Annotated in this window: 12 protein-coding genes and 1 pseudogene; 12 read left to right on the top strand and 1 reads right to left on the bottom strand. The window is 29.5% G+C overall.

Annotated elements, in window-relative coordinates:
* From KDK92_RS18800 to KDK92_RS18745, 12 genes and pseudogenes are all read left to right on the top strand, one after another.
* Positions 1-375, top strand: coding sequence for a peroxiredoxin-like family protein (locus KDK92_RS18800; RefSeq protein ID WP_338115282.1), 375 nt, complete (start codon positions 1-3; stop codon positions 373-375).
* Positions 376-466: 91 nt separating this feature from the next.
* Entirely contained in the window at positions 467-2,392 is a 1,926-nt protein-coding gene (locus KDK92_RS18795; RefSeq protein WP_250860932.1) for an oxidoreductase, read from the top strand.
* Positions 2,393-2,493: 101 nt separating this feature from the next.
* A complete protein-coding gene (locus KDK92_RS18790; RefSeq protein ID WP_250860931.1) occupies positions 2,494-2,784 on the top strand; it encodes a putative quinol monooxygenase in 291 nt (96 codons plus the stop codon).
* A gap of 62 nt (positions 2,785-2,846) precedes the next feature.
* Positions 2,847-3,476 (top strand): flavodoxin family protein, encoded by a 630-nt coding sequence (locus KDK92_RS18785; protein WP_250860930.1) that lies wholly within the window; start codon positions 2,847-2,849, stop codon positions 3,474-3,476.
* 290 nt (positions 3,477-3,766) lie between these two features.
* Positions 3,767-4,015 carry a peroxiredoxin family protein gene (locus tag KDK92_RS18780; RefSeq protein WP_250860929.1) on the top strand — a complete coding sequence of 83 codons (249 nt, stop codon included), beginning with the start codon at positions 3,767-3,769 and terminating at the stop codon, positions 4,013-4,015.
* 12 nt (positions 4,016-4,027) lie between these two features.
* Positions 4,028-4,426, top strand: a pseudogene (locus KDK92_RS18775) (redoxin domain-containing protein); the annotation flags it as partial.
* 48 nt (positions 4,427-4,474) lie between these two features.
* On the top strand, positions 4,475-5,668 hold the full coding sequence (locus KDK92_RS18770; protein WP_250860928.1) for a MalY/PatB family protein: 1,194 nt from the start codon (positions 4,475-4,477) through the stop codon (positions 5,666-5,668).
* A 216-nt stretch (positions 5,669-5,884) separates the two neighbouring features.
* On the top strand, positions 5,885-7,627 hold the full coding sequence (locus KDK92_RS18765) for an amidohydrolase (RefSeq protein ID WP_250860927.1): 1,743 nt from the start codon (positions 5,885-5,887) through the stop codon (positions 7,625-7,627).
* 134 nt (positions 7,628-7,761) lie between these two features.
* Positions 7,762-8,577 (top strand): MerR family transcriptional regulator, encoded by an 816-nt coding sequence (locus KDK92_RS18760; RefSeq protein WP_250860926.1) that lies wholly within the window; start codon positions 7,762-7,764, stop codon positions 8,575-8,577.
* Between the two features lie 319 nt (positions 8,578-8,896).
* Positions 8,897-10,954, top strand: a complete 2,058-nt coding sequence (locus KDK92_RS18755; RefSeq protein ID WP_250860925.1) for a sensor histidine kinase — start codon at positions 8,897-8,899, stop codon at positions 10,952-10,954.
* Positions 10,955-11,096: 142 nt separating this feature from the next.
* Positions 11,097-12,095, top strand: coding sequence for a phosphotransferase enzyme family protein (locus tag KDK92_RS18750; protein WP_250860924.1), 999 nt, complete (start codon positions 11,097-11,099; stop codon positions 12,093-12,095).
* A gap of 135 nt (positions 12,096-12,230) precedes the next feature.
* On the top strand, positions 12,231-12,725 hold the full coding sequence (locus KDK92_RS18745) for a PIN domain-containing protein (RefSeq protein ID WP_250860923.1): 495 nt from the start codon (positions 12,231-12,233) through the stop codon (positions 12,723-12,725).
* A gap of 25 nt (positions 12,726-12,750) precedes the next feature.
* Here KDK92_RS18745 and KDK92_RS18740 read toward each other — a convergent pair whose 3' ends face one another.
* Positions 12,751-12,942 (bottom strand): hypothetical protein, encoded by a 192-nt coding sequence (locus KDK92_RS18740; protein ID WP_250860922.1) that lies wholly within the window; start codon positions 12,940-12,942, stop codon positions 12,751-12,753.
* Positions 12,943-12,954 lie beyond the last annotated feature (12 nt).

Below are 12,954 nucleotides of genomic sequence, written 5' to 3'. Positions count from 1 at the left end.
ATAGAACTTGGCGGGTACCAAGAGATACTTCCTGAAATCCACTCAAAAGGAGCACAACTTGTAGCAATCTCACCAGAATTGCCAGATAACTCTTTGAGTCTTTCTGAAAAACTTGAATTAGATTTTGAAATATTAAGTGACCTTAATAATGATATAGCAAGAAAATTTGGTATTGTATTTGAACTTACAGATGAATTAAAACCTCTTTATGAAAAATTTGGAGTAGATTTACCTAAAACACAAGGTAATGAAAATTTTGAACTACCAGTACCGGCAACATATGTAGTTGATGGGGATGGAACAGTAATATTAGCTCATATAGATATTGATTATACAAGAAGATTAGAACCGGAAGAAGTATTAGAAGTTCTTTAAAAATCAAAGTCCTGACTCTTTGGAGTTGGGACTTTGAAGAGTGTTAGTACAGAGTGTTTAGTAAACATTATGAAGAAGGAGATAATTTTATATGTTAAATAAAGTATTTGAACCAATAAAAATTGGAACTATGGAAGTAAAAAATAGATTGGTTGTACCGCCAATGGTAGTTAACTTTGCAAATGAAGATGGTACAGCTAATGAGAGATTTATTGCTTATATAGAAGAGAAGGCAAAAGGTGGATGGGGACTTATAATTCCAGAAAACTATACTATGGATCCAGAAGCTAAAGGATTTTTAAAACTTCCAGGGCTATGGAATGATGATCAAATTGAAAGCCATAAAGAGTTAACAGACAAAGCACATAAACATGGGGCAAAGATAGTTGTTCAAATTAATCATGCTGGAAGACAAACCGCTAGTGCAATAACTGGTGTACAACCAGTAGCACCTTCACCTATACCAGACCCTACTATAGGAGAAACTCCTAAGGAATTATCTGTTGAAGAAATACATGAAATTGTAGAAAAATTTGGAGATGCAGCTTTAAGAGGTAAAAAGGCTGGGTTTGATGGTATAGAGGTTCATGGTTCTCATGGATATCTTATAAATCAGTTTATGTCACCATTTTCTAATAAAAGAACAGATGAATATGGAGGAAATATTCAAAACAGAGCAAGATTTGCATTAGAAGTAATTGAAAATATGAAAAAGAAAATTGGAGAAGATTTTCCACTAATATATAGAATGTCAGTAAATGAACTTGTTGAAGGTGGATTAACAACAGAAGAGAGTAAAGTTATTGCTATGATGTTAGAAGAATCAGGTGTACATGCAATCCATGCAACAAATGGGGTTTATGCAAGTGCTCAATACATCATACCACCAGCTGCAGTAAAACATGGTTGGAGTTCTGATATTTCAGCTGAGATAAAGAAAGTGGTTTCTATACCTGTAATTACAGTTGGAAGGGTAAATGATCCTTTAATAGCTGAATCTATTCTTGTTGCTGGAAAAGCGGATTTAGTATCTATGGGAAGAGCATCTCTTGCAGATCCATATTTACCAAACAAAGCAAAAGAAGGCAGACTTGATGAGATAACTCGTTGCATAGGATGTTTACAAGGATGTGCTGGAAGAAATGTTTTACAATTACCTGTACAATGTCTTGTAAATCCAATGACAGGTAACGAAAGTGAGTTTAAGTTTGAAGAAGCTGAAGATAAAAAGAAAGTACTTATCGCTGGAGGCGGTATAGCGGGAATGGAAGTTGCTATAGTTGCTGCTAAACGTGGGCATGAAGTTCATTTGTATGAGAAAAATAATAAATTGGGCGGACAATGGATTTTAGCAGCAGTTCCACCATCAAAAGAAGAACTAAATACATTTACAGTATGGCAAAAAAATCAAATAGAAAAATTAGGGGTAAATGTATATTTAAACACTGGTCTAACTGAGGAAATAGTTGAAGATATGAAGCCAGATACAGTTATAGTAGCTACTGGAGCAAAACCATTTGTACCTAATATACCAGGAAAAGATCAAGAGAATGTTGTAATAGCTAATGATGTTTTAGCCGGTTTAAAAGATGTTGGAGCAAATGTAGTTGTAATAGGTGGTGGAGCAGTTGGAGCAGAAACAGCAGCTCATCTTGCTAATCACAACAAAAAGGTTACAATAGTTGAAATGATGCCTGAAATAGCTAAAGGTGGAGAACCAGCAGTAAATCATTTCTTATTTAAAGATTTAGAGAAAAACAAAGTACAAATATTAACTAATACTTCAGTAAAAGAAATTTTAAATAATGAAGTTGTAATTGCTGATAAAGAAGGAAAACAGTCTAAATTAGAAAATATAGATACAGTTGTTATGGCAATTGGTTCTAGAACTGTAAATGAATTAGCTGCAAAGCTAGAAGGTAAAGTTGAAAAAGTTATAACTATTGGAGATGCAGTAAAGGTTAGAAAAGGATTTGAAGCTATAGATGAAGGATTTAGAGTAGGATTTGAAATATAAAAATTAAGATAGGACCACAGTTGTTTCGGTTTGAAATAACTGTGAGATATCTCTAATTTCTAATATATTAATAAATTGTTTATAAGAGGAGTGTAGAGAAAATGGTGCAGACAGTATCAAAAATATATGTTAAAGAAGACCAAATAGATGAATTTGTAGAAGTATTCAAAGGAATGATTGAACCAACAAAAAAAGAAAAAGGTTACATACAATATGAAATGTATCAGGATGAAGAGAATCCAGCACTTCTTATAGTTCTTGAACAATGGGAAACTAAAGAAGACTTTGATAATCATATGAAATCAGAACATTTGGGAAGAATAGCTCCAAAAATGACAGAATTCATGACGAAAGAATCAGAATTTAATCTTTGTTATAAGATAGTTAGTTAATAATACAATATTAATTAATATATATGTTGAAAAAAATATAAATAAGTTTAGGGGAGTACAAAATGGCGAAAATTATTGGCTTTAGCGGAAGTACAGTGAAATCAGGTGTTGTTGAAAAGGCAATGGAACAGATATTGAAGTCTACAGGACAAGAATGGGAATTAATCATATTAAGCAATCTTAATATGAAATATTGTACTGGCTGTGTAGGATGTGCACACACTAATCGTTGTGTTTTAAAAGATGACATCAATGAGCTATTAGGTAAAATTGAAGATGCAGATGGTATACTGATAGGTGGATTAGCTAGATTTGGTAAACTAAATGGATTAACTAAGGTATTTATTGAAAGAATGTTTCCACTATTCCATAACAATATATTAAAAGGAAAATTAGTTGCATCAGTAGCTGGTGGCCTATTTGATCAACAAACAGTAAAAGAAGAATTATCATCTGTTTTTCAAGCATATAAAATGAAAGAAGTTGGAGCGTTATCAATAGGTGGAAATGCTTCATGTTATAAATGTGGTAAGGGTGAAACATGTGGGAATAGTGCTTTCCGTGCAAAATTTGGTGATGATGCTAAAATAACTAAAGATGTTTTCTATGTTTTTGATAAAGACAAAGAAGCAGTAGAAAGAGCTACTATGTTGGGTAAGAAAATAGCAGAAGTGATTAGTTTAAAAGCTTAAAAATTAAAAAAATATCAATACAAACTCCTTAAGAGCCAATGTGATCTTTTAAGGAGTTACTTTATATAAAAAGTAATTTAATAATTGATTCAGTAAATGAAGATTCTGAAATAATTAATTCTATTAGTGAAGCTATTATATTTAAATGGATATTGACAATAAATGAACATTCATTTATAATCTATTTTAAGAAAAGTATTGCACAATTCACGAAAAAAGTAATGTAAATTATTAAGAAATAAGAGTGATAAAATTATAAAAACTATTACATAGAAAATGGAGGTTAAAATATGAATTTAAAACTAGATTTAAAAAAAGTAGATGAAGATTTTATTAAGAAAGCTCCGCAAGATATTATAGAACTGCTAAAGAGACAAGCACAAAAAGTTGCAGAAAAAGAAATAGAAAAAAAAGCTTTAAAAGTAGGAGATCAAATACCTCACTTTATACTTAAAAATGCTGTTGGAGAAAAAATAGATTCATATGATTTATTGGAAAATGGTCCATTAGTCATAAGTTTTTATCGCGGTGGATGGTGACCGTATTGCAATTTAGAACTTGGTAGTTACCAAGAAAGACTTCCAGAAATAAAAGGTTTAGGTGCTGAATTTATAGCTATTTCCCCAGAGTTACCAGATAATTCTTTGTCTTTGGTAGACAAATACTCTTTAAAATACCAAATTTTAAGTGATATTGAGAATAAAGTTGCAAATGAATTTGGTTTAAGTTATCTCGTTGAAGATGAATTGCAACAAGCTTATAAAAATTTAGGAATCGATTTAGTGAAATCACAAGGAAATGATAATTATGAACTACCTGTCCCAGCGACATATGTAGTTGATATTAAGGGAAATATAATTCTATCTTATGTAAATACTGATTATACTAAGAGAATGGAGCCACAGGAGGCAATAGAAGCCCTTGAAAGAATTGAGCATTTAGGATATTAAAATATATAAATTGTAATATAGATAAAAAGAAGGGAGTGAATTTTAACAATGAAATATAATTTTGATGAGATAATAGATAGAAGAGGAACAAATTCCTTAAAATGGGATCCGAAATTAATTGAAAAGCATATGGATGTAAAAGGAGAAGATTTATTACCTATGTGGGTTGCAGATATGGACTTTAGATGTCCTCAGGGAGTAATAGATGCTATTAAAAAGAGAGCAGAACATGGTATTTTTGGATACAGTATGCCCCTTGATGAGTATTATTCAGCTATGAATTATTGGTATCAAAAAAGATATGATTGGGAAATTAAATCTGAATGGGTTATTAATTCACCAGGGATTGTTCCTGCTCTAAATTTCATAATAAGAGCATTAACAGATCCAGGAGATAAAGTAATCATTCAACAGCCTGTATACTATCCATTCAAAAGTTCAATTGAGAATAATGATAGAGTGGTAGTTAACAATTCTCTTATTAGTAAAGAAGGGAAATATGTGATGGATTACGAGGATTTAGAAGAGAAGGCAAGGGATCCAAAGTGTAAATTGATAATTTTATGTAGCCCTCATAATCCAGTAGGTAGAGTATGGGAAAAAGAAGAATTGAAAAAACTAGGAGATATATGTAATAAGTATAATGTAATAGTGGTAGCTGATGAAATTCACAGTGATCTAATATTATCAGGTAATAAACATACTACTTATGGAGTGTTGGGAAAAGAATTTGAAAACAAATCTGTTATTTGTACAGCACCAAGTAAGACTTTTAACCTGGCAGCGTTACAGATTTCTAATATTATCATTCCAAATAAAGAAATAAGAGATAAAATTGAAAAGCAATATATAAAATCATTTATGATGGCTCCATTACCGAATATATTTGCAATAGATGCTGTTCATTCAGTATATTCAAAAGAAGGGGAAGAATGGCTTGAACAGTTGCTTACATATTTAGATGGAAATGCAGATTTTATTGATGTTTTTGTTAAAGAAAAAATGCCAAATGTTAGATATACAAAACCTGAGGGAACTTATTTAGCTTGGTTAGATTTCAGAGAGGTTGAAAGTGATTATAAAGAACTAGAAAGAAAGATAAGCGAAGATGCAAAAGTGGTATTAGACGGAGGAGCAATGTTTGGTTCTGAGGGAGAAGGATTTATTAGAATTAATTATGCTTGCCCGAGAGCTATTTTAGAAGAGGGGCTAATTAGGATAAAAAAAGCACTTTTCAAATAATATGAAGATGAAACTAATATTAATTTTGGTTGTTTTGTTGGGAATTTAATAAAATAAATAAGTAATGTCTCAACTTTAATGTTGAGGCATTACTTATTTGTTTTAAGGAAATTAGATAATAATATAAATAATTCTTGACCTTAGAACGATTCCAAGGTATACAATTTAATTAATAAAAAACTAGTTGTAGGAGAATAGATTGGAGCTGAAGGGTTTATGAAAAAAATCATTTTAATTGTACTTATTACTTGTATTACTTTTGCTTTCTTAGGTTGTGATGGTAATAAGAGTAAAGAAACTAATGAAAGAGAGAGAAGTAAGAGAGATAGAAAAGTAGGGGTTAATAGGGTATTTATAAATGGTGCAGTATATACAGCTAATAAAGATATGGAATGGGCTGAAGCTGTTGTGATAAAGGAAGGTATTATTACTTTTGTAGGTAGTAATGTTGAGGCTGAAAAATATATTGATGATAATACTGAAATAATAGATTTAAAGGGTAAGTCATTACTACCAGGATTTCATGATACTCATGTACATCCATTTGTTATGATGGGTACTGCCTTAAGTACATGTAATATGTTTTCTCTTAAGAGTAAGGATGAATATCTAGAGGCAATTTATAAAGCATCAGAATCACAAAAGGATAGAGAATATGTTATTGGTATGGGATTCAATCTTGAAAACTTTGGTGAAGAGTATCCAACCAAATATGATTTAGACGAAATAATTCCTGATAAGCCAGCTGTTTTTATTGATAATGCTGGTCATGCAGCTTGGGCGAATAGTAAAATGCTAGAAGTAGCTGGAATCCATAAGGAGACTATTGCAGAATACGGAGTAATTGTTAAAGATGAGAATGGAGAACCTACAGGATTATTTTTGGAAGATGATGCAATGAACTTAGTAACCTACCAAGCTTTTGAACTTTCAACTGAAGAAATGGAAAAGGGACTTAAAAAAGCAGTAGAGATATTGAATCAGGCAGGGGTTACATCATTTGTAGAAGCACAAGTAAATAATAAAGAAACCGATAAATTGTATACTTATGTTGATAAAAAGGGTGAACTGAATGCAAGAGTGAATCTAGCTCTTTGGGTTGATCCTGCAAAAGGAGATTCTCAGTTGAAAAAATTAAAGAGTAGACAAGGGCAGCTTTCACCTAGGGTTAAGGCAAATCAAGTTAAGTTACTTTTGGATGGAACTTTGGAAATGCAGACGGCAGCGTTGATTGAGCCTTATTATAAAAGTGATAATAATACTGGAATGCTAACATTTAATCAGGAGAGATTGAATGAATATTGTACTGAGCTTGAAGCCTTAGGTTTTAGTATTCATATGCATGCTGCTGGTGATAAGGCAACAAGACATGGATTGGATGCATTGGAATATGCAAAGAAATTTAATCAAATTGATGATACTAGACATATTTTATGTCATCTATATCTTGTAGATGATAATGATATAGAGAGATTTAATAAATTGAATGTTATTGCCAATTATCAGGCTTTTTGGGCCCAACCATTTATGTATGGATACGAGGAATCACTTGGTAAAGAAAGAATTGAAAAATTCTTTCCCTTTAAGACTTTAAAAGAAAATGGTGCATTGATTACTATGGGAAGTGACTGGCCTGTTACAACTTACGAACCGTTAAAGGCAATTGAAGTAGCAGTGACAAGAAAAGAAGTTGGAGCTTCAAACTTAGATTATGCTTTAAATGAAAATGAGAGTATCGCATTAGAAGAAGTAATTGATGCATATACAATTAATGGAGCTTATCTTATGAGACAAGAAGATATCACAGGATCCATTGAAGTAGGAAAAAAAGCAGATCTAGTTGTTTTAAGTGAAAATATATTTGATATACCTAGCAACAAGATTAGTGAAACTAAAGTAATGATGACTTTTCTTGAAGGGAAGATTGTGTATATTGATTCTAACTACCTAGAAAACTAAGCCTAAGTTTTTTAGGTTTTTTATTTTATTGATATAATATATTTGTTGAACATCATATCGCAAGTGATATGATGGCCATAGAAGTGATTTTTGTGTGGAATTTAATATAATTTTGTAAACAGTGGAGGAATAAAATGAAGGAATACTATTTAATCGGAGAGGTAGCAAAAATTTTTGATATATCTGCGGATACACTTAGACATTATGATAAAATAGGACTACTTAAACCTATAAAGTTGAAAAATAAAATTTATAGATATTACGGTGTAAAGCAATTTGATTTATTATATATGATACAATCCTTAAGATTAGTGGATATGTCTTTAAATGATATAAAAGTTATCTTATATGATAAAAATTTAAAAAAGTTCTCTGATTATTTAGGAAAACAACAAATAGATATAGAAAATCAGATTAATGACTTAATAATGATGAAGGAAAGTATAAATAAATTAAAATATAGAATAGATAATTTAGATAGAGATATTAATGAGATTTATATTAAGAAAAGTCCTAAAATGTGGGCTATAACTATGCCAATAGAAAGTGATGAAGATAAATTCAATTTAAAAAATATAATAGAACTAAATAATAAAATTGATAGTAAATGGGCATCTATATCAGACTTTGTATTTTTCTCAAGGAAAAAAGAACTTCTGCAACACAAGGTTAAATATGTTAAGTGTGGAATGATATCCGAATACAAAGGTGAATTCAAAAGCTGTAAAGTACAGGTTATACCAAACAGACTTTATGCATTTTCTGTATATAGAGGAAACTATGGAGATATTACTGATACATATTCAAAGATGATAGACTGGATTGATAAGAATGGATATTTGATAGAAGATGATGCTATGGAAAAATCAATTATAAGTCTTTCTGATAAGGAAGATGAAAATGAATATATAATTGAAATCTGGATACCTATAAAGGTGAAAAAATCTTAACATTGTAAGCAATCCAATAAGAAAATAATTTTTTAATTAAGTTGTTAAAATATCTGAAGTATTTATTTAAAAGATATTATTGAACTTTGCGAGTCGAATTGTGTAAAATGATTTTAATGGATTCGACTTATTTCTCCAAAGGAAGAAATGAAATTTTGTTGAAGTATATTATATGAATGAGTTTTTATAAATTCATTGTAGTATTTTAGTGGAAAAAGTCATAGTTGATGAGATTTAAATAAGACAATGGGGGACAGGGGTAGAGGTCCTTTTTTTTTGAAATAATATATTAAAATTCAATATAATGGGGTGCTCAATAGTGAAGAATTTTAAAAACAATTACTTTAAATATATATTCTTATTAATTTTTAATTTTTTTATTGTCATGTTCCTAAGTACGACTGTATATTCCCTTGAGGTTGGAGCAAAATTAGACCATGGAACTGTAGGGGGAAAGTTAACCTGTGGATTTAATCAAGGTAAGTATGCAACTGAATTAGCTTTACGTGTTTTAAATGGTGAAAATATTGAATTGATACCAATTTTAACACAAAGTACTAATGCATATATGTTTGATTATAATGAAATGAAGGCTTTTGGTTTTAAAACTTATAATTTGCCTAAAGATAGCACTGTTATTAATAAGCCAGATGATAAATTTTCTATATCAAAAGATAATTTTAAATTTGGATTATTTTTAATAATTGTAATTCTTATAATAAATAATATTATGCTTCATATAAATATTTCTAAACGAAGGAAAGCTGAAAAGTCTTTAAGAGAAAGTGAACAGAGGCTTAGAATTCTTATAAATGCTGGTCCGGATATTATGGGATTTAAAGATGGTGAAGGACGGTATCTTGAAGTTAACCAAGCTACTATTGAGGCTTTTAACTTAGAGGAAATTGATTATAAAGGAAAGACAGACGTAGAAATAGGAAATGTAAATCCTCTTTATAAAGAATACTTTTTAACTTATAAAGAATCAGATGATTATACATGGGAAAGAGGAGAAATGTTCCGAGAAGAAGAAATAGTTCCACAAAAGGATGGAAACTATAAAGTATATGACTTAATTAAGATTCCAATTTTTCATGATAATGGAGATAAGAAAGGACTAGTATATTTAGGGCGTGATATAACTGACTTAAAGAAATCAGATGAAAAGTTAGCAAAAAGTGAGGAAAGATATAGACATCTTGTTGAATCTTCACCTGATAGTATTTGTACTCATATAAATGGGAAAATTACATTTGTGAATCATGCATTAACAAAGCTTATGGGGGCAAAATGTCCAGAAGAATTTATAGGAAAAAGTGTATTTGAGCTAATGCATAAAGATTATCATGAAAAAGTTAGAGAACATACTGATTTTATGAAAAAGGGAAATAGTCCAAGAATTATTGAAGTAAAGTTAATTACAGTTGATGGAAGAAGTATAGAGGTGGAAGTGTGTGATACCAATTATGAGGTCGAGGGAGAATTAGCAATACTTTCTATTATAAGAGATATTTCAGAGCGCAAAAGAGCAGAAGAATTACAAAAGAGAATAAAAGAGGAAGAAAGACGTTTAAAAGAAGCAATAGAATATGAGAGATTAAGAAATGAGTTTTTCACAAATTTATCTCATGAATTTAAAACTCCATTAAATTTAATTTTTTCTATAGTTCAATTATTAAAGGTAAAAGATATAACAAAAGGAGAGAATGAAGATAAGTTTAATCAGTATCTTAAAATTTTAAATCAAAATGGATATAGATTGTTAAGATTAATAAATAACTTAATTGATATTACTAAAATTGACTCAAACTATTTCAATATAGAATTGCAAAATTGCAATATAGTAAGTACTGTTGAAGATATAATATTATCAGTAGCACAATACATAGAGAATAAAAACATTGAAATCATCTTTGATACTGATGTTGAAGAAAAAATCATGGCTTGTGACCCAGATAAAATTGAAAGAATTGTTTTGAATTTAATATCAAATTCAATAAAATTTACAGAGTCAGGCGGTAGTATAACTGTAAATATCTATGATAAAGGAAACAGTATTATGATTTCTGTAAAGGATACAGGAATTGGTATACCGGAAAATAAGATAGGTGTAATATTTAATAGATTTGGACAAGTAGACAAGTCAACCACAAGAAATCATGAAGGAAGTGGGATAGGATTAGCTTTAGTTAAATCACTTGTAGAGATGCATGAGGGAAGTATTGAGGTTGAAAGTGAATATGGAAAAGGAACAGAGTTTATAATAACATTACCAGTTAAAATTTTAGATGAAGTTACTATGAAGAAAATAGATAATAATCAGAAGCAAGACTATGTAGAAAGAATAAATATTGAGTTTTCAGATATATATGAATAAAAAATAATTTTAAGCCAACTTTTATAAATTTGTGAAAGTTGGTTTTTATTCAAGTGTATATACTCGTAAATAGGATATTATTAATGGTACAATAAGCTATATAAGTAAATTTATACTAGGGAATGAAATGGGGGAATCAAAAGTGGAAAAGCATATTAAAGAGTTATTTACTGACAAAATATTGGAAAAATGTGCATTAGCTTTCGGATTGAAATTAGATGAGGTAACATATATTGGTGGGTTTGAAAACTTTGTTTATGGATTCAAGCGGAATGAAAAAGAGTATATTCTAAGGATAGGACATAGTGATCATCGGGAGTATGATATGATTACAGCTGAACTAGATTGGGTGAATTTTTTAGCAGAGAATAAAGCTGATGTTTCAACGCCCATTAAATCAATTAAAGGGAAGTTAGTTGAAATCGTAAAAGTAGGTGATGGATCATATTTTACTGTAACAACTTATGAAAAAGCCAAGGGAGGCAGACCAACTAAAGAAAATATTGGTGATGATTTTTGTTTTGAATATGGTCGTGCAATAGGAAAACTTCATAATTTAACAAAAAAATATAAAGTTACCGAAGGTATTCCTAAAAGATACGAATGGCATGAGGATATATTATTTCAAGATGGTACAAGCTTTTTACCAAAAGAAGATAAATATATTTGGGAGAAGTATAATGAATTAATAAAATATCTTAAAGCGTTACCAATAGATGTTGATTCATATGGTTTAATCCATACAGATATACATTTTGGGAATTTCTTTGTGAACCATAATAAGATTACAATATTTGATTTTGATGACTGTAGTTATAAATGGTTTATCAGTGATATTGCCATAGCTATATTCTATTTGACGGCTTTTGGAATGGATTCAGATAAAAGAAATTCATTTGTAAAAGAATTTTTAAGTAGTTTTATGAAAGGCTATAATGTAGAGAATAAACTAGATAAATTTTGGCTTAAAGAGCTAAAGAACTTTATAAAACTAAGAGAATTTACTATATATATAGTTATTCATAGAAGTTTTGATGCAAATAATTTACCTGAATGGGCTAGTCAATATAAATCTGATTTTAAAAGAAGACTTGAAAAAAATATTCCATTGATTGATTTAGATTTTTTAGAAATAAAGTAGGCAGGTCATTTTTAATATGATCTGCTCTTTTTTCCGTGTTGTAATAAATTTTAAGTGAAGAATGTTAATAAATATTATTGCTAACAATATAATTAGTTAAACAAGCAATTTATTTATGATAAAGAGGTGAATGCAGTGATTAATAAAGAATACTTATTGGATACAAATATAGTAATAAAAATATGGAATGAATATCCTCAATTGTTTGAGGATATAGAAAAAAATCAGGAAGTTGATTTTGGGATTTATCATCATATTGCTGCAGAATTATCTATAAAAGAATTTAGAAAAGTCAATGGAGTGCCAGTACTTTCAGATAAATTTTTAAAATTATTAGGTCATATAATCAATGAAGAGGCAGTTGGCACAACAGAGATTTATAAACCTAATATTTCTATAAAGCATGATGATAATAAACTTATTTATTATATAAATGGTAATAAACTTTCTAGAAATGATTATAATCTTATTTGTATTTGCGAAAATAATAAACAATATATATTGGTTACTGAAGATAAAAAGATGTTTAATAGTGCCAAGATAATATTATCTGCTTCAAGGGTATTGTGTTTTAATGAATTTCTGAGTGATTTAAAGATGTTTAATATTATAACAGAGAATTCTTTATAAGAATTCTCTGTTATGTTTTAGATTTCTATCTGTTATCATATTTGTCTAATAGTTCTTGTAATTTTGCAGCTTGTATAGCTGATTCTTCAGCAAATTTTCCAAATACACTACCAACTTCACCATTATCTACATTCTCAGAATAAGCTTGATAATCACGTACATTTTCTTCAGCATCATTAAGTTTTTTTATAAGGATATCTCTAGTATCCATATTCATTAGTAACACCTC

This window comes from Oceanirhabdus seepicola (assembly GCF_023684385.1).
GTDB classification, from domain to species: domain Bacteria; phylum Bacillota; class Clostridia; order Clostridiales; family Clostridiaceae; genus Oceanirhabdus; species Oceanirhabdus seepicola.
The sequence above is the reverse complement of the archived record's forward strand: the minus strand, read 5'-3'. Positions and strand labels throughout refer to the sequence as shown.